This is a genomic window from Marinobacterium ramblicola, from assembly GCF_019084545.1.
Taxonomy (GTDB): Bacteria; Pseudomonadota; Gammaproteobacteria; order Pseudomonadales; family Balneatricaceae; genus Marinobacterium_D; species Marinobacterium_D ramblicola.
The window spans coordinates 146,175-166,775 of sequence record NZ_JAHREP010000009.1 but is presented as its reverse complement, the minus strand read 5'-3'; the positions used below and the strand labels follow the sequence as shown (position 1 = coordinate 166,775).

The 20,601-nt window shown below is 59.5% G+C and carries 19 protein-coding genes; 8 read left to right on the top strand and 11 right to left on the bottom strand.

Translation table 11 applies throughout. From position 1 onward, the window contains the following. Window positions 1-213: 213 nt before the first annotated feature. A complete protein-coding gene (locus KQ940_RS09055; RefSeq protein WP_217413167.1) occupies window positions 214-1,464 on the bottom strand; it encodes a DEAD/DEAH box helicase in 1,251 nt (416 codons plus the stop codon). Between the two features lie 206 nt (window positions 1,465-1,670). Between KQ940_RS09055 and KQ940_RS09050 the strand changes: the two genes are divergently transcribed. From KQ940_RS09050 to KQ940_RS09040, 3 genes are all read left to right on the top strand, one after another. Then, entirely contained in the window at window positions 1,671-1,928 is a 258-nt protein-coding gene (locus KQ940_RS09050) for a type II toxin-antitoxin system Phd/YefM family antitoxin (RefSeq protein WP_217413166.1), read from the top strand. Then, on the top strand, window positions 1,916-2,218 hold the full coding sequence (locus KQ940_RS09045; protein ID WP_217413164.1) for a type II toxin-antitoxin system RelE/ParE family toxin: 303 nt from the start codon (window positions 1,916-1,918) through the stop codon (window positions 2,216-2,218). The genes KQ940_RS09050 and KQ940_RS09045 overlap by 13 nt, the downstream gene beginning before the upstream one ends. Before the next feature lie 254 nt (window positions 2,219-2,472). Next, complete coding sequence (locus KQ940_RS09040) at window positions 2,473-2,715, top strand: type II toxin-antitoxin system Phd/YefM family antitoxin (RefSeq protein WP_217413162.1); 243 nt, start codon at window positions 2,473-2,475, stop codon at window positions 2,713-2,715. A gap of 95 nt (window positions 2,716-2,810) precedes the next feature. Here KQ940_RS09040 and KQ940_RS09035 read toward each other — a convergent pair whose 3' ends face one another. The 8 genes from KQ940_RS09035 to KQ940_RS09000 form a co-directional block, all read right to left on the bottom strand. Next, entirely contained in the window at window positions 2,811-4,511 is a 1,701-nt protein-coding gene (locus KQ940_RS09035) for an AMP-binding protein (protein WP_217413161.1), read from the bottom strand. 57 nt (window positions 4,512-4,568) lie between these two features. After that, window positions 4,569-5,150 (bottom strand): peroxidase-related enzyme, encoded by a 582-nt coding sequence (locus tag KQ940_RS09030; protein ID WP_217413160.1) that lies wholly within the window; start codon window positions 5,148-5,150, stop codon window positions 4,569-4,571. A 54-nt stretch (window positions 5,151-5,204) separates the two neighbouring features. Next, a complete protein-coding gene (locus KQ940_RS09025) occupies window positions 5,205-6,110 on the bottom strand; it encodes a hydroxymethylglutaryl-CoA lyase (protein ID WP_217413159.1) in 906 nt (301 codons plus the stop codon). Continuing rightward, complete coding sequence (locus KQ940_RS09020; RefSeq protein ID WP_217413157.1) at window positions 6,110-8,110, bottom strand: acetyl-CoA carboxylase biotin carboxylase subunit; 2,001 nt, start codon at window positions 8,108-8,110, stop codon at window positions 6,110-6,112. Before KQ940_RS09020 ends, KQ940_RS09025 begins: the two co-directional genes overlap by 1 nt. Before the next feature lie 5 nt (window positions 8,111-8,115). Beyond that, a complete protein-coding gene (locus KQ940_RS09015; protein ID WP_217413155.1) occupies window positions 8,116-8,910 on the bottom strand; it encodes an enoyl-CoA hydratase/isomerase family protein in 795 nt (264 codons plus the stop codon). A 12-nt stretch (window positions 8,911-8,922) separates the two neighbouring features. Then, window positions 8,923-10,530, bottom strand: a complete 1,608-nt coding sequence (locus KQ940_RS09010; protein ID WP_217413154.1) for a carboxyl transferase domain-containing protein — start codon at window positions 10,528-10,530, stop codon at window positions 8,923-8,925. 101 nt (window positions 10,531-10,631) lie between these two features. Beyond that, window positions 10,632-11,798: an isovaleryl-CoA dehydrogenase gene (locus tag KQ940_RS09005; protein ID WP_217413152.1), complete on the bottom strand. Its 1,167-nt coding sequence runs from the start codon at window positions 11,796-11,798 to the stop codon at window positions 10,632-10,634. Between the two features lie 68 nt (window positions 11,799-11,866). Further along, on the bottom strand, window positions 11,867-12,277 hold the full coding sequence (locus KQ940_RS09000; protein WP_217413151.1) for a MerR family transcriptional regulator: 411 nt from the start codon (window positions 12,275-12,277) through the stop codon (window positions 11,867-11,869). 301 nt (window positions 12,278-12,578) lie between these two features. On the opposite strand from KQ940_RS09000, the gene KQ940_RS08995 reads away from it, so the two are divergent. The 5 genes from KQ940_RS08995 to KQ940_RS08975 all read left to right on the top strand — a co-directional run bounded on the left by KQ940_RS08995 (window position 12,579) and on the right by KQ940_RS08975 (window position 17,349). Further along, window positions 12,579-13,403 carry an ABC transporter ATP-binding protein gene (locus KQ940_RS08995; protein ID WP_217413150.1) on the top strand — a complete coding sequence of 275 codons (825 nt, stop codon included), beginning with the start codon at window positions 12,579-12,581 and terminating at the stop codon, window positions 13,401-13,403. Next, on the top strand, window positions 13,400-14,110 hold the full coding sequence (locus KQ940_RS08990; RefSeq protein ID WP_217413149.1) for an ABC transporter ATP-binding protein: 711 nt from the start codon (window positions 13,400-13,402) through the stop codon (window positions 14,108-14,110). Before KQ940_RS08995 ends, KQ940_RS08990 begins: the two co-directional genes overlap by 4 nt. A 103-nt stretch (window positions 14,111-14,213) precedes the next feature. Continuing rightward, entirely contained in the window at window positions 14,214-15,419 is a 1,206-nt protein-coding gene (locus KQ940_RS08985) for an ABC transporter substrate-binding protein (RefSeq protein ID WP_217413148.1), read from the top strand. A 110-nt stretch (window positions 15,420-15,529) separates the two neighbouring features. After that, on the top strand, window positions 15,530-16,417 hold the full coding sequence (locus KQ940_RS08980; protein WP_217413146.1) for a branched-chain amino acid ABC transporter permease: 888 nt from the start codon (window positions 15,530-15,532) through the stop codon (window positions 16,415-16,417). A 2-nt stretch (window positions 16,418-16,419) separates the two neighbouring features. Next, on the top strand, window positions 16,420-17,349 hold the full coding sequence (locus KQ940_RS08975; protein ID WP_217413145.1) for a branched-chain amino acid ABC transporter permease: 930 nt from the start codon (window positions 16,420-16,422) through the stop codon (window positions 17,347-17,349). Window positions 17,350-17,459: 110 nt separating this feature from the next. Here the strand turns inward: KQ940_RS08975 and KQ940_RS08970 are convergent, their stop codons facing one another. Next, a complete protein-coding gene (locus KQ940_RS08970) occupies window positions 17,460-18,515 on the bottom strand; it encodes a substrate-binding domain-containing protein (RefSeq protein WP_217413144.1) in 1,056 nt (351 codons plus the stop codon). A 145-nt stretch (window positions 18,516-18,660) separates the two neighbouring features. Then, on the bottom strand, window positions 18,661-20,598 hold the full coding sequence (locus tag KQ940_RS08965) for a sensor histidine kinase (protein ID WP_217413143.1): 1,938 nt from the start codon (window positions 20,596-20,598) through the stop codon (window positions 18,661-18,663). Between the last annotated feature and the right edge of the window lie 3 nt (window positions 20,599-20,601).

Sequence of the window (20,601 nt, the reverse complement as noted above, 5' to 3'; positions counted from 1 at the left end):
GGATATTCGGAAATTCTTCGAAAATCTGTCCCATGATCATCTTCGGAGCCTACTGGCCAGACGGATGCAGGACGGTGAATAATCGGGGTCAGAGTAAAGTTTTAAGAGCAAAGTTTTATAATTTGACTCTGACCCCAGAGACTTATAATTTGACTCTGACCCCAGAGACTTGACCCCAGAGACTTACTATTCTTCAAATACTTCGACAAAAACCTAGCGACGACGCGGTCTTCCTGTTTTAGCTTTGTTGCTACCGTTCTGCCCAAGCGCTTTAGCACGTAGGTTTTTCTTGGACGGTTTACGCTTAGTGCTGCTCGCCTCGTCTTGCGCCATTGGATTCGGCTCGAAGCCTTCCATCCACTGCAGGATAAAATGTTCGCCCGTGAGTTTTTCTACGTCTTGAAGTAGGTATTTCTCTTTGTTCGAGACCAGCGAGACGGCCAGGCCCGCTTGACCTGCACGGCCTGTTCGACCAATACGGTGAATATAGTCTTCGGCGTTGTAGGGAAGCTCATAATTGATCACGTATTGCAGTTGCTCGATGTCCAGCCCGCGCGCGGCCACATCGGTGGCGACAAGCGCACGCACCTGGCCGGTTTTGAACTCTTCCAGGCCGCGATCGCGAGCGCCTTGGGATCTGTCGCCATGTACCGCCGCCGCACTGATGCCATCTTTCTCAAGCTCTTTGGCAAGCTCATCCACCGCTTGTTTGGTACGCGTGAAGATAAGCACCTGTTGCCAATTTTTGGAGCCGATCAGGTACGCCACCAAACCCGCTTTGCGTTTCTTGTCGACTTCGTAAAAGCGTTGCTCAATTTTCGCTGCCGTTGCATTGCGTTCGGCGACTTCGATCAGTTTCGGTTGCTTTAAAATGGTTTTGCTCAGGGCAAACACTTCATCGTTGAAGGTTGCGGAGAAGAACAGCGTTTGGCGCGATTCAGGCAGGCGTTTCAGGATGCGCTCGATATCGACAATAAAGCCCATATCCAACATGCGATCCGCCTCGTCGAGCACAAGTGTCTCGACCGTGCTCAGGTCGATCAGCTCTTTGATGGCAAGTTCCAGCAAACGGCCCGGTGTCGCCACGAGCAGATCACAGCCTTGGTTTAACGCATCGATCTGCGGGTTAATACTCGCGCCCCCGTAAGCCACGACTGAGTTGATACCCAAGCCTTGGCTGTATTTGACGAAGCTTTGGTGAACTTGTTGAGCCAGCTCCCGCGTTGGCGTCAGCACCAACACACGGATCGCTTTCTCAGATGTTTCTCGAACGAGGTGACGTTGAATCAAAGGCAAGGCAAACGCGGCCGTTTTACCCGTACCGGTTTGCGCCCCCGCCATGAGATCGTGACCGGCCAGGACTTCGGGGATTGCCGCTTGTTGAATCGGCGTTGGCGTGTGATATCCAAGCGTATCGAGGACAGCCAGCAGATCCGTGTGAAGACCCAGGGTGGAAAAACTCATGAACAAGCACCGCTTACAATAAATCGAGACGGCGCTAGTGTACCGAGTTCGCCACGAACAGTAGACCCCTTCTATAAGGCCCCTGGAGGCGGATCGTGTTCCGACTGCGTGCATCTCCTCATCATCCTCAGACTGCCTTGGCTGTGATTTCCGTGCGCGAGAAGTGCTACTATAGTGTCACTTTAGTTTCCTTTCAGGGTGAACCGATGAAAGTCGAGCTTGTTACCAACCTTAAGCGGCAGGCGACAAAGATCTTGGCGGAGCTGCACGTGTCAAAAGAACCGGTGTTGATCACCGAGCATGGTCAGCCATCCGCTTATCTCGTTGATGTGCAGGATTATGAGTTTATGCAGCGTCGACTAGAGCTGCTTGAGGGGCTCTCCCGAGGAGAGCGAGCTGTCGTTGAGGGAAGAACGTACAGCCAAAATGAAGCCAGGGAGAAGATGAGTAAATGGCTGAAGTAGTCTGGACGGAACCGGCTCTTCAGGAACTGGACGCCATTGCTGAGTATATTGCACTCGATAACCGCGCCGCCGCTCGTAAGCTGGTCGAGGCAGTTTTCGACAAAACCGAACGGCTGAGAGATTTTCCGCAATCCGGGCGTGTTCCTCCCGAATTGCCCAATTCGATCTACAGGGAGGTGATAGTGCCTCCCTGTCGCATTTTTTACCGTGAAGATGACGATCGCGTGTTAATCCTCTACGTAATGAGAGAGGAGCGGCAGCTTCGCAGCTATATTCTGGAGAGTTGCTAATATCCGTCGAGAAAGGAGGGCGGTGTGCTGGCTGTCGAGTTCACGGTTATGGGCATTCCATGTCTTGGGCGAAGCTGTGGCCCTGCGTTTAATCACGACTAGATGTTTTCGTTCCATATTGTGACCTATGCCCAAGCGACACAGCATCGCCCAACAAGTTGCACTGGACCGAAAGTATGATGCGGAACGTCCGTTTTGAAGTAAGTACATAAAGGCGTACATTGGTGAAAAGTTGAACACGTAAGAGGTGCGTCATGACCGGAATCACAGAGACCGAGGTGCATAGCAACCTATATCGGTTGATTGATGAGACTGCCGAGTCCCACCAGCCAATCGTCATCATGGGTAAGCGGAACAAAGCCGTTTTGGTTTCCGAAGAGGACTGGTCGGCAATTCAGGAAACGCTTTACCTGCTTTCCGTACCGGGTATGCGAGAGTCTATTCGTGAGGGGATGGAAACCCCAGTGGATGAATGCGATTCGATAATTGCCTCATAGCTTCGCGTTAGCCTGGTAAGAGTTTTAAACCGACACCTGATAAAGCCAAAACGCCGGCAATTGAAGCCGGCGTTTTGGGGATCGCGGGCTGAATCTTACTCCTTATCCAACCCCAGCTCCTCGATCGAGATCTGCCGCATCTTGAACTTCTGGATCTTGCCGGTCACGGTCATCGGGAACTCCTCGACGAACTTGAAGTAGCGCGGGATCTTGAAGTGGGTGATCTGGCCCTTGCAGAATGCGCGCAGCTCTTCGGGGTCGACCTCGTTGATGCCCGGTTTCAGCTTGATCCAGGCGATCAGCTCTTCGCCATACTTCTTGTCCGGCACGCCGGTGACCTGCACGTCGGAGATCGACGGGTGGGTGTAGAGGAACTCCTCGACCTCTTTCGGATAGACGTTTTCGCCGCCGCGGATCACCATATCCTTGATGCGGCCGACGATCTGCACGTAACCCTCGTCATCCATGGTGGCCAGGTCGCCGGTGTGCATCCAGCCAGCATCGTCGATGGCGCTGTGGGTGGCGTCGTCGTTGTTCCAGTACTTCAGCATCACGCTGTAGCCGCGGGTGCACAGCTCGCCGATCTCGCCGCGGGGCAGGATGTAGCCGGTGGCTGGGTCGATGATCTTGGACTCCAGGTGGGGCTGGGTGCGGCCGACGGTGGTGACACGCTTGTCGAACGGGTCGTCGGCGGCGGTCTGGGTCGATACCGGGCTGGTCTCGGTCATGCCGTAGGCGATCTGCACCTCCTGCATATGCATCTTCGAGTTGACCGCTTTCATCACCTCGGCCGGGCAGATGGAGCCTGCCATGATGCCGGTGCGCAGGCTGGACAGGTCATACTGTTCAAAGTCGGGGTGGTCCAGTTCGGCGATGAACATGGTCGGCACGCCGTACAGCGCCGTGGCGCGCTCTTCGGCCACCGTCTCCAGCACCGCGCCGGGATCGAAACCTTCGCCGGGGTAGATCATCGTCGCGCCATGGGTGATGCAGCCCAGGTTGCCCATCACCATGCCGAAGCAGTGGTAGAGCGGCACCGGAATCACCAGACGGTCCTTATGAGTGAAGCCCATCGACTCGGCGACGAAGAAGCCGTTGTTGAGGATGTTGTGGTGGGAGAGGGTGGCGCCCTTGGGGAAGCCGGTGGTGCCGGAGGTGTACTGGATATTGATGGCGTCGTCGAACTGCAGCTCGCGCTGAGCGTCGGCCAGCTGACCGGCGTCGATCTCGTCGGCGCGCTCAACGAAGTCGTTCCAGCGCCACATACCGGGGTAGGCGGTTTCCGACAGGTTGATGATCCCCTGCAGGTGCGGCAGGTTGCGTGACTCCAGATGGCCGGGCTCGCTGTGCGCCAGTTCCGGTGCCAGGGTCTGCAGCATCTCGGTGTAGTTGGAGCTCTTGAAGCTGTCGGCGGTGACCAGGAAGCGCGCTTCCGACTGGTTCAGGGCGTACTCCAGTTCGTGCAGGCGGTAGGCGGGGTTGATGTTGACCAGGATGGCGCCCACCTTGGCGGTGGCGATCTGGGTCATCAGCCATTGGGCGTTGTTCGGCGACCACATGCCGACGCGATCGCCACGGCGTACGCCGATCGCGAGCAGGGCACGGGCGACGTTGTCGACCTGAGCTTTCAGTTCGGCGTAGGTCAGGCGGATCTGCTGGTGGCGTACGATCAGAGCTTCGTTGTCGGGGTAGGTCGCCGCGATCTGGTCGAACTTGTCGCCGATTGTCATGCCGATCAGGGGCTTGGTGCTGGTACCGCTGGTGTAGCTTGGGAGCTTTTGGGGCTGCGTAGTCATCTGTGTATTCCCAAAGAGTCGTTTATTTTTGTTGTCTCGGTCCGGGTTGCGCACCTGTTATCTATGTAGCGCGTGATACTGGGGATTAGGCTGCATATCCACGGCGCTGGCGACACGGTTGGTCATGTTGTAGAAGCCGACGATGTTGGCGATATCCCAGATATCCCTGTCGCTGAACCCGGCATCGCGCAGCGCCTGTCGGTCAGCTTCCAGGATCCGGTCCGGGGTTTCGGTCAGCTTGACGGCAAAATCGAGCATGGCGCGGTGGCGTGGTGAAAGCTCGGCGGTGCGGTAGTTCATGACGATCATCTCGCCGAGCTGGGGCGATTCGGAGTATTCACGTACCGCGGCGCCATGGGCGACCTGGCAGTAGTAGCAGCGGTTGCTGGAGGAGACGGCGACCGCGATCATCTCCCTCTCCAGCGTCGACAGGCCGCTCTCGCCGAACATCAGTTCGTTATAAAGCTTAGAGAAAACATCGAGTTGCGCTGGGTTCTGACTGTAAGCCTTGAGTACATTGGGCACCATGCCCAGCTTCTCTTCGCAGATCGAGAAGTACTTCTGAAACGCCTCGGGCAGACGATCCTGCTCCGGGATCGGCAGGTCCAGTGCCGTAATATGGTCCGGTTGGGTGTACATGCGATTCCCCTTGATGGTGGAGGTTTTCAGGTTCAATCCAGTTGTTTGCGCTGCCTAGCTAATGCACCCCAGTGCCTGTGCGACCCGGGAGGCGGGTGGCCGTCCCAGCTGTTCGCTGATCCAGCAGCTGGTGGCGACCAGCTTCTCCAGATCGACACCGGTGTCGATGCCAAGTCCGTTGAGCAGGTAGAGCACATCCTCGGTGGCCACGTTGCCGGAGGCGCCCCTGGCATAGGGGCAGCCACCGAGACCGGAGACGGAGGAGTCGATCACCGCTACGCCCTCTTCAAGCACGGCATAGAGGTTGGCCAGCGCCTGGCCGTAGGTGTCGTGGAAGTGGGCGGCCAGGTTGCCGATCGGCACCTCCTGCGCGACCGCGTCCAGCATCCGTTTAGCCTTCAGCGGCGTGCCCACGCCGATGGTGTCGCCGAGCGAGATCTCGTAGCAGCCGAGCTGGTACAGATCGCGGCAGACGCTGGCGACCTGGATCGGCTCAATTTCACCGGTGTAGGGGCAGCCGAGCACGGTGGAGACGTAGCCGCGCACCGGCACGCCCGCATCGCGGGCGCGCTCGATCAGGGGGGCGAAGCGCTCCAGACTCTCGGCGATGGAGCAGTTGATGTTCTTCTGCGTGAACGCCTCGGAAGCGGCCGTGAACACGGCGACTTCCGATACCTTGGCGGCCAGCGCCGCCTCCAGCCCCTTGAGGTTGGGCGTCAGCGCGCTGTAGATCACGCCGGGGCGGCGGTCGATGCCCGCCATCACCTCGGCGCCATCGGCCATCTGCGGCACCCATTTCGGCGATACGAAGCTGGCGGCTTCGATATGGTGCAGACCGGCGTCGGCCAGGCGCTGGATCAGTTCCACCTTGATCGCGGTGGCGATCACCGCGCCCGGCTCATTCTGCAGGCCGTCGCGCGGGCCGACCTCGACCAGGCGTACCTGTTGCGGGAATGTCATCAGGCGGCCTCCTCATCTTCGGAGGAGAGTGCGATCAGCGCATCTCCCTCTTTGACCAGTTCGCCCTCGGTGAAGAAGATATCGCTGACGCAACCGTCATGAGGCGCATGGATGCTGTGCTCCATCTTCATCGCTTCCATGATCACCAGGGTCTCGCCGGCCTCGACCTGCTGTCCCTTGCTGACCAGTACCGCGACCACGGCGCCGTTCATCGGTGCCGACAGCGAGCCGCCCTGATCGGACTCGGCCGATGTTTGAAGAAAGGTATCGCGATGCTGGCGACAGGTGAACTGGTCGCCCTCGTGGAACAGCGTCAGGTTGTCGCCATCCTGGTAGCCGTGCAGCGTCAGCCGGTGGCCGTCCACCACCAGGTTCAGCGCATCCCTGTCGAGCCGGGCGCTGACACGGTGGCTGGCACCGTCCAGGGTGATCTCGTACGCCTCCTGCAGCTCACGCACGCTGAGCTGATGGATGGTCTCACCGACCACCAGTTTCAGCGGACGGGCGTACTCGGAGTTCAGCCGCCAGCCGTTCTGGGCGGAGAAGGGGGAGTGCTCGTCGCCGCGGATGCGGTCTCCCTTGCGCGCCAGTTCCAGGAACCAGGCGGCGGCGCTGACCAGACAGCGGTCCTGATCGAGACGGCCCGGCGCGAACAGCAGCTCGCGGTGGCGCTCGATAAAGCCGGTATCCAGCTGCGCCTCGCGGAACGGGGCGGCATCGGCCAGCCGGTGCAGGAAGCGGGTGTTGGTCTTCAGACCGCCGATACGGTACTGCTCCAGCGCCTGCACCATGCGGTTGATCGCCGCTTCACGGTTATCGTCCCAGACGATCAGCTTGGCGATCATCGGGTCGTAGTAGACGCTGACCTCGTCACCCTCGATGACACCGGTATCGACGCGCACATGGGCGTTCTCATCCGGGGTACGCAGGTAGCGCAGGGTGCCGGTGGCGGGCAGGAAATCCTGGTCCGGATCCTCGGCGTAGATACGCGCTTCCAGGGCGTGGCCGCGGATCTTGATCTGATCCTGCTTCAGCGGAAGTGCTTCGCCATCGGCGACGCGCAGCTGCCATTCAACCAGGTCGAGGCCGGTGATCATCTCGGTGACCGGATGCTCCACCTGCAGGCGGGTGTTCATCTCCATGAAGTAGAAGGAGCCGTCCACGTCATACAGGAACTCCACGGTACCGGCGCCGACATAGTCGATCGCCTGCGCCGCACGTACGGCGGCTTCGCCCATGGCGCGGCGAGTATGTTCGGGCAGGCCTGGTGCCGGGGCTTCCTCGATCACCTTCTGGTGGCGGCGCTGCACCGAGCAGTCACGCTCGGCCAGGTAGACGCCGTTGCCCTGGCTGTCGCAGAACACCTGGATCTCCACGTGGCGCGGCTGGGTCAGGTACTTCTCGATCAGCATATCCGGGTTGCCGAAGGCGTTTTTCGCCTCGCGGCAGGCGGAGGTCAGCGCCTCGTCGAACTGTTTCAGCGACTCGACCACGCGCATCCCCTTGCCGCCGCCACCGGCGACCGCTTTCAGCAGCAGCGGGAAGCCGCATTTTTCCGCCTCTTTCTTCAGTGTTTCCGGTGACTGGTCGTTGCCGTGGTAGCCCGGCACCAGCGGTACACCGGCGCTCTCCATGATCGCCTTGGCGGCGGACTTGGAGCCCATGGCGGCGATGGCGCTGGAGGGCGGGCCGATAAACACGATGCCGTTGCGCTCGCAGGCGTTGGCGAATTCGGTGTTCTCGGACAGGAAGCCGTAGCCGGGGTGGACCGCCTGGGCGCCGGACTCCTTGCAGATCTCGATAATGCGCTCGGCGCGCAGGTAACTTTCGCTGCTCGGCGCCGGGCCGAGCAGGTAGGCCTCATCGGCCATCGCCACATGGCGGGCGTTGCGGTCCGCTTCGGAGTAGACCGCGACGCACTTGATACCGAGGCGGTGTGCGGTCTTGATAACGCGGCACGCAATCTCGCCACGGTTAGCGATCAGAATCTTGTTAAACATGATGCTTATTCCTCGACCCAGTTGGGCTGACGCTTGTTCAGGAAGGCGCTCAGCCCCTCCTGGCCCTCGGCGCTCGAGCGGATATCGGCGATGCGCCGGGCGGTGTCGTCGATCACGGTCTGGTCGATCGGTTTCTGGCTGACCGCCTGGATCAACTTCTTGGCCTCGGTGATCCCTTGCGGGCTGTTGCGACGCAGTTGGGCGAGCATGTTGTTCGCAATCTCACCAAGCTGCTCCGCGCTGTCGGCCAGTTCATGTACCAGGCCGAACTGCTGGGCGGTGGCCGCGTCGAACGGCTCGGCGCTGATGAAGTAGCGCCTAGCCTGACGCTCGCCGATGGCGCGTACCACATAGGGGCTGATCACGGCCGGGATCAGGCCGATCTTCACTTCGGACAGGCAGAAGCGCGATTCTCGGGTGGCGATGACGATATCGCAGCAGGCGGCGAGGCCCACGGCGCCGCCGTAGGCTGCACCCTGCACCAGTGCCAGCGTCGGCTTGGAGTGGTTGTTCAACCGCTCCATCAGCCGTGCCAGCTCGCCGGCATCCTCCAGGTTCTGCTGATGACTGTTCTGCGCCATCCGCTTCATCCAGGCCAGATCGGCCCCGGCGGAGAAATTCTTACCGTTGGCGCGCAGTACCAGTGCACGTACCGTTGGATCACGGTCGGTGGTTTCGAGGGCATCGATGATCTGCGCGATCATGGTGTCGTCGAAGGCGTTGTGCACCTCGGGGCGGTTCAGCGTCAGCCAGGCGACGCCCTGAGCGTCGCGGGTCAGTTCTACATACTGTGCAGTCATCTGAAGCCCTCCTTACATACGGAACACGCCAAAGCGTGTCTCGCGCTGCGGTGCGTTGAGTGCCGCGGACAGGCCCATCGCCACCACTTCGCGGGTCTGCGCCGGGTCGATGACACCGTCGTCCCACAAGCGTGCGGAGGCGTAGTAGGGGTGGCCCTGGTGCTCGTAGGTCTCGATGATCGGCTTCTTGAACTGGGCTTCCTCCTCGGCGGACCAGCTCTTGCCCTGGCGTTCCAGGCCGTCGCGGCGCACGGTGGCCAGTACTCCTGCCGCCTGTTCGCCACCCATGACCGAGATCCGGGCGTTGGGCCACATCCACAGGAAATTGGGGCTGTAGGCGCGGCCGCACATGCCGTAGTTGCCGGCACCGAAAGAGCCGCCAATCAGCACGGTCAGTTTAGGCACGTTGGCGCAAGCGACGGCGGTGACCATCTTGGCGCCGTGCTTGGCGATCCCCTCGGATTCCGCTTTCTGACCGACCATGAAGCCGGTGATGTTCTGCAGGAATAGCAGCGGGATATTGCGCTGGCAGCAGAGCTCGACGAAGTGCGCGCCTTTCTGCGCCGAATCGCCGAACAGGATGCCGTTGTTGGCGATGATGCCGACCGGGTAGCCGTAGATATGGGCGAAACCTGTTACCAGTGTGGTGCCGTAGAGCTTCTTGAACTCGTCGAATTCGGAGCCGTCGACGAGTCGCGCGATCACCTCGCGGGCATCGTAGGGCTTCTTCAGGTCGGTACCGACCACACCGTACAACTCCTCGGCCGGGTAGAGCGGGGCGACGGGTTCGCGCAGGTCGAGCTGCGGATTCTTGCGCTTGTTCAGGTTGGCGATGCAGCTGCGGGCGATCTGCAGTGCATGGGCGTCGTTCTCGGCGTAGTGGTCGGCCACGCCGGAGGTGCGGCAGTGCACATCGGCGCCGCCGAGATCCTCGGCGGAAACCTCTTCACCGGTGGCCGCTTTCACCAGCGGCGGACCGGCCAGGAAAATGGTGCCCTGGTTGCGCACGATGATCGATTCGTCGGCCATCGCCGGGACATAGGCGCCCCCGGCGGTGCACAGCCCCATCACCACGGCGATCTGCGGGATCCCCTGGGCGGACATGCGCGCCTGGTTGTAGAAGATGCGGCCGAAGTGATCCCGGTCCGGGAACACCTCATCTTGACGCGGCAGGTTGGCACCGCCGGAGTCCACCAGGTAGATGCAGGGCAGGTGGTTGCGCTCGGCGATCTCCTGCGCACGCAGATGTTTTTTCGCCGTCAGCGGGTAGTAGGTGCCGCCCTTCACGGTGGCGTCGTTGGCGACGATCATGCACTCGACTCCGCTGACCCGGCCGATGCCGGTGATGATGCCGGCGGCCGGTACGTTGTCTTCATAGACATCGAAGGCGGCCAACTGGGACAGCTCTAGGAAGGGCGAGCCTTCGTCGAGCAGGGCGTTGATACGTTCGCGGGGCAGCAGCTTGCCGCGGGCCAGATGACGCTGCTGGTAGTCGGGGCCGCCGCCGAGTTCGACGGTAGCGACCTTGTCACGCAGGTCCGCAACCGCCTCGCGCATGGAGGCGTCGTTGCGGAGGAACTCGTCGCTGCGCGCATTGATCTTGGTGTGCAGAACGGGCATAGCGTTCTCCAATACTTATTGTTTTTGTGCAGGCCGGGCGGTTGGGTGCGCCCGGCTTAGTTCTTCAGTGGTTAGCTGTTCAGTACTTAGCTATTCGAGACTTAGTTATTCAGGAACAGCTCGCGTCCGATCAGCATACGGCGGATCTCCGAGGTACCGGCACCGATCTCGTACAACTTGGCATCGCGCAGCAGACGTCCTGTCGGAAACTCGTTGATGTAACCGTTACCGCCGAGCAGCTGAATCGCATCCAGAGCCAGTTTGGTGGCGTTCTCTGCCGAGTAGAGGATGGCGCCGGCGCAATCCTTGCGGCTGGTCTCGCCACGCTCGGCGGCACGGGAGACGGTGTAGATATAGGACTTGGACGCGTTCAGCAGCGTGTACATGTCGGCCAGCTTGCCCTGGACCAGTTCGAACTCGCCGATCGCCTTGCCGAACTGCTGGCGGTCGCGGCAGTAGGGCACGACGATATCCATCGCCGCCTGCATGATCCCCAGCGGGCCGCCGGACAGCACCAGACGCTCGTAGTCGAGTCCGCTCATCAGCACGCGAACGCCGCCGTTCAGTTCACCGAGGATGTTCTCTTTCGGCACCGGGCAATCCTCGAACACCAGCTCACAGGTGTTGGAGCCGCGCATGCCGAGCTTGTCCAGCTTCTGATGACGGGAGAAGCCGGGGAAGTCGCGCTCGACGATAAAGGCGGTGATGCCGCGGGGACCGGCGTGGATATCGGTCTTGGCGTAGATCACGTAGGTGTCGGCGTCGGGGCCGTTGGTGATCCACATCTTGTTGCCGTTGAGCAGGTAGTGATCGCCGTTGTCACGGGCGTGCAGTTTCATCGATACCACGTCGGAGCCGGCGTTGGGCTCGGACATCGCCAGCGCGCCGATATGCTCGCCGCTGATCAGCTTGGGCAGGTATTTCTGCTTCTGCTCTTCGGTGCCGTTGCGGTGGATCTGGTTCACGCAGAGGTTGGAGTGGGCACCGTAGGAGAGGCCCACCGAGGCCGAGGCGCGGCTGATCTCCTCCATCGCGATGACGTGGGCCAGGTAACCCATGTCGACGCCGCCGTACTCCTCCTTCACGGTGATGCCGAGCAGGCCCATGTCGCCGAACTTGCGCCACAGATCGGCCGGGAACAGGTTGTCTCGGTCGATCTGCTCGGCACGCGGGGCAATTTCGCGGCTGGCAAAGGTGTTGATCTGCTCGCGCAGCATATCGAGGGTTTCGCCGAGGCCGAAGTTGAGGCTGGTGAACTCTGAAATCATCTCTTTCTACCTGTCTATGTTGCTGTTGAAACCGAATGTCAGCCTGCGATCTGCTGCATTCGGTTCACTTAGCTGGCTTTTTGTTTTTGTGTGCGTAACTCGTCCAAAGCATCGCGGCAGCGGCGCTCTGCGTTGTCCAGTTCCAGTTGCACCATCGCGATATCTTTCAACTGCTGATCAAGCTCGGCGCGTTTCTGGTGAATGATTTCCATCAGCAGATTGAGCTGCTTTTGACTGCCGCTGGGGGTCTCGTCCCAGAGCGAAAACAGGTCGCGGATCTCGGCCAGGGAGAATCCCAGCCGCTTGCCGCGCAGGATCAGCTTCATCCGCACCCGGTCCTGGCGGCTGTAGATCCGCGTTTGGCCGCGACGTGTCGGATGCAGTAGCCCCTGGTCTTCATAGAAGCGGATGCTACGTGTGGTGACATCGAACTCGCTGGCCAGCTCGCTGATGGAATAGCTTCTCTGTTTCTCTGCCATGGTCCCGTTTGTTCCTTTGCGCTTTCTATTCAGGCTAGAGGAAGTTTACGTTAACGTAAAGCGGAAATAAGTATATACCCTTATTTGAAACCATTGGTTACATTTGAAGTTAAGTCATTGATATTTAATAGTTTGAATCTGTTTTTTGGGCACAAAAAGCCTTGAATTAGACTAAAGTCGTACTGGTACCTGCGTATTTGGGGTTGTTAAGTTCGGTTCCGAGCTTACGTTGACGTAAGCGACGTCCAGGGCGGTTATGCCTGGTGAAAATAACAATAAGAACACGGGTTTCGATTACGACATGAGTACCGACTACGTACTGCAAACCACTGATCTGGTTAAGGAGTTCAAGGGCTTTACCGCCGTTGACAACGTCAGTCTCAATATCGAGCGCGGCAGCATTCACGCCTTGATCGGCCCCAACGGGGCGGGCAAGACCACGGTGTTCAACCTGCTGACCAAGTTTCTCAGTCCGACCAGCGGTCGGATCCTCTATAACGGCCGCGATATCACGGCGATGAAGCCGGCCTCTGTGGCCCGTCTTGGCCTGATCCGCTCGTTCCAGATCTCGGCAGTGTTTCCCCATCTGACAGTGCTGGAGAACGTGCGCATCGCGTTGCAGCGCAAGGAATCCAACAGCTTCCACTTCTGGCGCTCGGAAAAGGTGCTGGAGCCGCTGAATGAGAAAGCGCTTGAGTTGCTGGATCAGGTTGGGCTGCGCGAGTTCGCCAAAACCACCACCGTCGATCTCTCCTACGGTCGCAAGCGCGCGCTGGAGATTGCTACTACGCTGGCGCTGGATCCCGAGCTGATGCTGCTCGACGAACCGACCCAGGGAATGGGCCACGAGGATGTGGACGTGGTCGCGGCGCTGATCAAGAAGGTCTCGGCCAACCGCACCATCCTGATGGTCGAGCACAACCTGCATGTGGTGTCCCGCCTGGCCGATCGCATCACCGTGCTGCAACGCGGTGCGGTGTTGACCGAGGGCGACTACGACACCGTGTCTGCCGACCCGCGGGTAAAAGAGGCCTATCTCGGTGTTGCCGCCGATGAGGAGGAGGAGGGTGGCGAGCCCGTTGGTGCCTCCGGCGAGGTTGAACAGCAGGAGAGGGCAACAGCATGAGTACCTACGGCGAAAAGATCCGTATCAGCGACCTGCACGCTTTCTACGGCGAGTCGCACATCCTGCACGGCATCGACCTGAACGTGAAGCAGGGCGAACTGGTGACGCTGCTCGGGCGCAATGGCGCCGGTCGTTCCACCACGCTGCGCGCGATCATGAACATGGTGGGCCGCCGCAGCGGCACAATCAATATCAACGGGCGCCAGACCATCGGCATGGCCTCCCATCGCATCGCCCACCTCGGCATCGGCTACTGCCCCGAGGAGCGCGCCATCTTCTCCAGCCTCAATGTGGAGGAGAACCTGATGCTGCCGCCGGCGGTGCGCAGCGACGGCATGAGCGTAGAGGAGATCTACGACATGTTCCCCAACCTGTACGAGCGCCGCTACAGCCAGGGCACCCGCCTATCCGGCGGCGAACAGCAGATGCTGGCCCTGGCCCGCATCCTGCGCTCCGGCGCCAATATCCTGCTGCTCGACGAGATCACCGAAGGCCTGGCCCCGGTGATCGTGAAGAAGCTTGGCGAGGTACTGCAGAAGCTGAAGCAGCGCGGGCTGACCATCCTCCTGGTTGAGCAGAACTTCCGTTTCGCGGCGCCGATCGCCGATCGGCACTACGTCATGGAGCATGGTCACATCGTAGAGGAGGTCGGGGCGCATGAGCTCGAAGCCCGGGCCGACATGCTCAACACCTATCTGGGCGTTTAAGCCCGGTTACTTTGCTCTACCCGTTAGTGCTCCACCCCCTTAAGTGCAATTTTAAGTGCCATTAAAAGCGCAATAACAATAAAAACCTCATGGAGGCGAAAGGATGAAAGCAATCAAGAAAACCCTGCTCTGCACCGGTATCGCAGCAGCAATGACCGTATCGGCAGCCCAGGCCGCCGGTATCTCCGACGACAAGGTGAAGATCGGCGTGCTGGCGGATATGGGCGGCGTATACGCCGATATCTGCGGTGAGGGTTGTGTTACCGCCGTGCAGATGGCGGTCGAGGATTTCGGCGGCACCGTGCTTGGCAAGCCGATCGAGATCGTCAGCGCCGACGATCAGAACAAGCCGGATGTGGGCTCCAGCATCGTGCGTAAGTGGATCGACAACGAGCAGGTGGACACTGTCACCGGCCTGGTGGCCAGCTCCGTGACCGGTGCGGTGGCTCAGGTGCTGACAGACGCGAAGAAGATCGCGCTGATCTCCACCTCCGCCTCGCATGCTTTCACCACGAAGGCCTGCTCACCCTACAACGTGCAGTGGACCTATAACGTGGTGGCACTGGCTAACGGTACCGTGAAACCGATGGTCGGAGCCGGCAAGTGGCGCTGGTTCTTCATCACCGCCGACTATGCGTTCGGTCATGCCCTGGAGAGCGTCGCCACCGAGGTGGTTAACTCCAGCGGTGGCGAGGTGCTGGGGGCCGTGCGCGCGCCGCTGGGTACCACCGACTTCTCCTCCTACGTGCTGCAGGCACAGAGCTCGGGCGCCGACGTGATCGCACTGGCCAATGCCGGCACCGACTTCACCAACTCGCTGAAGACCGCCGCCGAGTTCGGCCTGACCCAGTCTGCCGAAGTGGCCGGCCTGCTGGTATTTACCTCCAACGCCCAGGCGCTGGATCCGGAGATCGCCGGCGGCATGAAGCTGACCACCGGTTTCTACTGGGATATGGACGAACAGACCCGCGAGTGGTCCAAGCGCTTCAAGGAGCGTCATGGCGCGATTCCGGCGATGGGGCAGGCGGGTGCTTACTCGATGACCATGCACTACCTGAAAGCGGTGGAAGCCGCCGGTACCGACGACTCCGACGTTGTTATTCGCAAGATGAAGGAGATGAAGCCGGACGACTTCTTCGCTCGCAACGCGACGCTGCGTAACGATGGCCGCATGGTTCACGACATGTACCAGGTGCGGATCAAGCGCGCCGATGAGCGCCAGAATCCGGACGATATCTTTGCCATTGAAAACGTGATTTCCGGCGAGGAAGCCTTCGGCCCGATGCTGGCCGAGTGCGACTTCAAATAAGCGGAACTTGATGTCTCAGAACGACGGTGCCGGTCGGTTCCCCGATCGGCGCCTGAGTTCGCAAAAGGCCTTTGCGGCCACATTCGAATAAGAAAAGCGGGTAGTGGGATATGGCAACATTTCTCGGCATCAATCTGTTTGGCCTGTTCGGCCAACTGCTGGTCGGACTGATCAACGGCTCCTTTTACGCCTTGCTCAGTCTCGGGCTGGCGATCATCTTCGGTTTGTTGAAGATCATCAATTTCGCCCAGGGCGCGATGTATATGCTCGGCGCATTCGCGGCCTGGATGGCGCTGAACTATTTCGGCATCAACTACTGGGCGGCGCTGATTCTGGTACCGCTGGTGGTGGGGTTTGCTGGCGTGCTGGTGGAGCGCTTTCTGTTGCGGCCGATCGCCGGCGAGGATCACCTCTACAGCCTGCTGCTGACCTTCGGTATCGCGCTGGTGCTGCAGGGCCTGTTCACCCAGATCTACGGTGCCTCCGGTCAGCCCTACTCCATTCCCGATGCGTTGAAGGGCGGTACCAAACTGCCGTTCATGTACCTGCCCGATTATCGCGCCTGGATTATCGTCGCCTCGGTGGTGGTCTGCAGCCTGACCTGGTACATGATCGAAAAGACCCGGCTCGGCGCCTATCTGCGCGCCGGTACCGAGAACCCGGCCATGCTGCAGGCGTTCGGAATCAACGTGCCGTTGATCGTGACCCTGACCTTCGGTTTCGGCGTCGGCCTGGCGGGCTTTGCCGGGGTGATGGCGGCACCGGTCTACTCGGTCTCGCCGGATATGGGCTCCAACATGCTGATCGTGGTGTTCGCCATTGTCGTCATCGGTGGCATGGGCTCCATCGGTGGCGCCATCCTGACCGGCCTCGGCATGGGCATCATCGAGGGGCTGACCAAATACTTCTACCCGGAAGCCTCCACCACGGTGATTTTTGCCGTGATGGTGATCGTGCTGCTGCTCAAGCCCGCCGGCCTGTTCGGTAAGGAGGCGTAATCATGACAATGACAAAACCCAGAATCGCACTGCTGGTCCTGCTTGGCCTGCTGGCACCGCTGGTGATCTACCCGGTGTTCCTGATGAAGGTGCTCTGCTTCGCGCTGTTCGCCTGCGCGTTCAACCTGCTGCTCGGCTTCACCGGTCTGCTCTCGTTCGGCCATGCCGCATTTCTCGGTACCGGCGGTTATGTCACCGGCTACCTGATGATCAACACGGGGATTACCCCTGAGCTGGGTATCCTGTGCGGCACACTGGCCGCAGGTGTGGTCGGTGCCGTGTACGGCAAGCTGGCGGTGAAGCGTGAGGGGATCTACTTCGCCATGGTCACCCTGGCGCTGGCGCAGCTGCTGTTCTTTGTCTACCTGCAGGCGCCGTTTACCGGCGGTGAGGATGGTCTGCAGGGTGTACCGCGCGGTTTCCTGTTCGGCCTGATCGACCTGACCAACAACACCTACCTCTACTATGTGGTGTACGCGATCTTCCTGTTCGGCTTCTGGCTGGTGTTCCGCACCGTGCACTCGCCGTTCGGGCAGATCCTGAAGGCGATCCGCGAGAACGAACCGCGGGCGATCTCCCTTGGTTACAACGTCACTCAGTACAAGTGGGTTGCATTCGTGATCTCGGCGGCGCTGGCGGGGTTGGCGGGCTCGACCAAGACGCTTGTGTTCCAGCTTGCCTCGCTTAACGATGTGCACTGGCACCTGTCCGGTGAGGTGGTGTTGATGACGCTGCTTGGCGGCATGGGCACCATCGCAGGTCCCTTGGTCGGTGCCGGTGTGGTGGTGACGATTCAGAACTATCTGTCCGGTGGCGAGCTGGGCAACTACGTCAGCATCATCATGGGAGTCATCTTTATCATCTGCGTGCTGCTGTTCCGCAACGGCATCGTCGGCGAGCTGCAGCGGTTGATCAAGCGTAACTTTGGTTAACTCATAGAGCGGGTTAACTCATAGAGCGGGTTAACTCATAGGGTGGGTTAGCTGATGGACGGGCTGTTGGTCGTGCCGCGGGGTTCGGCCAACAGATTAAAGCCCGATACTCACTGAGCCGCAGAAGGCATGCCGCTAAGACGAAAAGCCTGTTGTTTCAACTGCTCTAATTGTGCTGCCGACATCTCGCTATCCAGCAGCTTGATATCACCGGAAAAGACTTGGGGAACCTGCTGGGGTTGCCCGGCCAGATCCAGTTTGATCGCCTCGGCCATCGCGATGCCGTTGTCGTCGTTGATGCGCATCACGGTCACATCCAGCCCTTTTTGCTGCAGCTCGATCAGCTCCGCATCGCCGCCCCCCCAACCATTGAGCAGAACATCGGTGCGGTCCATTTCACGCAGGGCGCGCAGGGCTCCCAGGGCGACATCGGTGGAGCAGGCATAGATCATTTTGAGATCGGGGTGGGCTCCCAGGGTTTTACGCGTAGCCTGATAGGCTCGTTCCTGATTGCCGTCGGTATAAAAGGCACCGACCTGCTCAATATTGGGGTATTTCGCCGCTTCTGCTGCAAAGGTATCGCCTCGCATCTGACTGACATATCCCGGTGAGAAGTAGAGCAGAAGATATTTTCCCCGGTAATCGATTCGGTTGAGCATCCAGTCGGCTATCAACTGCGTTCCCGTCGCGTGATCGAAGCCGACATAAAGAAAGGGCTGATGCTCATGCCAGCGTACCAGCGGGGTGGTGATATTCTGCAGAATCAGCTTGGGCGTTCCCTTCGCCAATATGCGTTCGATCATCCGGCCTTGGGGCGCCACATCCAGCGTGAACGCCAGATAGTCCGGTTTCCAGTCCAGCGCCTGGGCCAGCTGTTGGCTCTGTAATCCGGTTTCCACCGACGGGTGCGAAAAGAAGGACTTGAGCTCAAACGGTATACCCAGGCTGTGCAGGCGCTGTTCAAAGGAGCTTTGGCTTCGGCGCCAGTAATCGGAGGCCTGCAGGCCTGGATAGACGATAGCGATCTTTATCGGCCGGGTAGGGGGCTTTGTAATCGGTATCGCCTGATTTCGCACTATGTCGGCGAAATGGGTCGCGATAGGCTGTTGCTCCGGGTGTTCTTCCAGATAGGCATCGAGACGGATGTAATCGGATGCCGCCGACACGGGCGAACCAATGAATAGTGCGCCTACAAGTGTTACAGCTTGAAGGCTTCGCTGTAGATTCGATCTGGAGATCATGATTGTTTACCCCTGTAGTCGTTAATTCTTATGTCGGGTGGTATTCCTTGCATTCATCGGTTGCAGCGCTTTAACCGCCTTGGGCATGGTCAGTGCTTGTCTTGCTGACTTTTTCCGGCAACTGGATGATGAAACGCGCGCCTCCGGTATCGGGCGATTCCGCGTTGATGCGGCCATGCATCAGCCGCGTGACCCACTGATGAACCAGATGGAGGCCTAGCCCGGTATGGCCGCGTCCGCGGCCGCTGGTCACAAACGGATCGAACAGTTTGTCTCTCAACTCCGGCGCAATGCCTTTGCCGTTGTCGGTAACCGATAACTGGATCCAGCCATTCTGCCGCGTGGCTTCCAATATCACTTCACCGCTGTGCATACCTTCGGTTCCGTAGGTGATCGCATTGATTATCAGGTTTTGCAGAATCTGCGATACCACACCGGGATAGCCGCTCATGGCCAACCCGCTATCGATACGGTTGATGATCTGGGTGCCCGAGTTTTTGAGTTTGGGGGTCAGAGAGCGCAGCAGGTCGATGACCACCTGGTCCAGCTCGAACTCGACGATCTCCTCTTCATTGGAGCGATCAAGCGCAAGACGTTTGAAGCTTTTCACCAGCTCCGCGGCCTTGGTCAGGTTTTTTTCGACCAGCTCAAGGCCCTCGGCGGTGCTGCCCATGTAGCTGTCGAGCGCCTGACGGGTGAGACCGGATTCGAGCGCATGTTGCAGTGAGCCGTGCTGGCCTCTCAGGCTGGAGGCCGATATCAGGGCACCACCGATCGGGGTGTTGAGTTCGTGCGCCACGCCGGCAACCATCATCCCCAACGACGAGAGCTTGCGTGACTCGACCAGCTCGTTCTGCAGCAATCGTTGCCTGGTCAGAGAGCCGTCCAGTTCGGTGTTCAGGAGCTTCAGTTCATATTTTTCGTGCTCGAGGGTTTCGGTCAGCGAGTGAAGGTTGCGCTGAAGTGCGAAGTCTCTTAACAGGATACGACCGCCAATCAGCAGGATCCCAAGCGCCGTCAGTATCGAGGGCAGTAGTGCTGCAAATTCGATTTTGTTGACCACCTGGGCGGGGGTGCTTGCGATCACATAGAGCTTTTCTGATGCAGTGGGAGAGAGCTGTATCTGACGGTAACTGATCAACTGGCCTCTATAGGGCTGCATGACCCGATTTTCTTCACTATCGATATGGTTGAAAAGCGATGGATCGGTATTCCTGACGCTGTTCTGAGACTTGCCTAACACCTCCCCCCACTCTAGTGCTGCATTGGGGTGTACGATCCAGTCCCCGTGGCTGCTGGCTAGTATCATATCCATCTCTGCGGTGCTCAGGGCTCTAAGCTCGTAAATCAGATGAGAGAGGTCATAATTGATCAGCAGCAGCCCTGGGTGCATGCCGTAACTTCGGGTGGTCTGCACTCCGATACGCACCACGGGCTGAAAAGGTTTCTGGATCGTGCCGTTTTCTGAATTCAGGTCGAAGGGGGATATATAGAGTTCCGGCGGTAGCACCTGCATGGCGCTTTTGAAGTAGTAGCGGTCTTTTTTATCCTGAAGCGCACTTTCCGGCACTTCCCGTGCTATGCCGTGCTCGATGTTTACCCGCACCTTCTCCTGACCGGTATCGTCGAGCCAGCGCAGTTGCAACAGGTGATCCAGTGACCGACCATACTGGCTAAAGACAGCGCCAATGCGTGTTTTGTCCGGCGGATTGAATACCGACAGGCTGTCTAGAATATCGCTGTCGGTGGAGAGCAAGCGTAGCGTGTTCCGAATGTCGTTGAGTTCTCGATTGATCGCGATGGTGGCCAGGGTGATCTGCTCCTCATGCTGAGCCCTGAGCTCGGAACTCTTGCCCTCCTTGATCCAGATATAGAGAATCGCACCGCTGAGCAGCGCCAAAACGATTAGCGCCGCGGCGAAGACAAAGCGTTTACGGTGGAATTGCCTGACCCGGCGGCGCGCCTCGGCTGCATCGGGCAGCTGAATATCGATATAGGGGGTATTCATGAT

Bases quoted from the DNA above. Each gene is read 5' to 3' on its own strand.
- KQ940_RS08965 (WP_217413143.1), bottom strand. From the start codon at position 20,598: ATGAATACCCCCTATATCGATATTCAGCTGCCCGATGCAGCCGAGGCG.
- KQ940_RS09005 (WP_217413152.1), bottom strand. From the start codon at position 11,798: ATGATTTCAGAGTTCACCAGCCTCAACTTCGGCCTCGGCGAAACCCTC.
- KQ940_RS09050 (WP_217413166.1), top strand. From the start codon at position 1,671: ATGAAAGTCGAGCTTGTTACCAACCTTAAGCGGCAGGCGACAAAGATC.
- KQ940_RS09030 (WP_217413160.1), bottom strand. From the start codon at position 5,150: ATGTACACCCAACCGGACCATATTACGGCACTGGACCTGCCGATCCCG.
- KQ940_RS09040 (WP_217413162.1), top strand. From the start codon at position 2,473: ATGACCGGAATCACAGAGACCGAGGTGCATAGCAACCTATATCGGTTG.
- KQ940_RS09035 (WP_217413161.1), bottom strand. From the start codon at position 4,511: ATGACTACGCAGCCCCAAAAGCTCCCAAGCTACACCAGCGGTACCAGC.
- KQ940_RS09045 (WP_217413164.1), top strand. From the start codon at position 1,916: ATGGCTGAAGTAGTCTGGACGGAACCGGCTCTTCAGGAACTGGACGCC.
- KQ940_RS08990 (WP_217413149.1), top strand. From the start codon at position 13,400: ATGAGTACCTACGGCGAAAAGATCCGTATCAGCGACCTGCACGCTTTC.
- KQ940_RS09000 (WP_217413151.1), bottom strand. From the start codon at position 12,277: ATGGCAGAGAAACAGAGAAGCTATTCCATCAGCGAGCTGGCCAGCGAG.
- KQ940_RS09025 (WP_217413159.1), bottom strand. From the start codon at position 6,110: ATGACATTCCCGCAACAGGTACGCCTGGTCGAGGTCGGCCCGCGCGAC.
- KQ940_RS08985 (WP_217413148.1), top strand. From the start codon at position 14,214: ATGAAAGCAATCAAGAAAACCCTGCTCTGCACCGGTATCGCAGCAGCA.
- KQ940_RS09020 (WP_217413157.1), bottom strand. From the start codon at position 8,110: ATGTTTAACAAGATTCTGATCGCTAACCGTGGCGAGATTGCGTGCCGC.
- KQ940_RS09055 (WP_217413167.1), bottom strand. From the start codon at position 1,464: ATGAGTTTTTCCACCCTGGGTCTTCACACGGATCTGCTGGCTGTCCTC.
- KQ940_RS09015 (WP_217413155.1), bottom strand. From the start codon at position 8,910: ATGACTGCACAGTATGTAGAACTGACCCGCGACGCTCAGGGCGTCGCC.
- KQ940_RS09010 (WP_217413154.1), bottom strand. From the start codon at position 10,530: ATGCCCGTTCTGCACACCAAGATCAATGCGCGCAGCGACGAGTTCCTC.
- KQ940_RS08980 (WP_217413146.1), top strand. From the start codon at position 15,530: ATGGCAACATTTCTCGGCATCAATCTGTTTGGCCTGTTCGGCCAACTG.
- KQ940_RS08995 (WP_217413150.1), top strand. From the start codon at position 12,579: ATGAGTACCGACTACGTACTGCAAACCACTGATCTGGTTAAGGAGTTC.
- KQ940_RS08975 (WP_217413145.1), top strand. From the start codon at position 16,420: ATGACAATGACAAAACCCAGAATCGCACTGCTGGTCCTGCTTGGCCTG.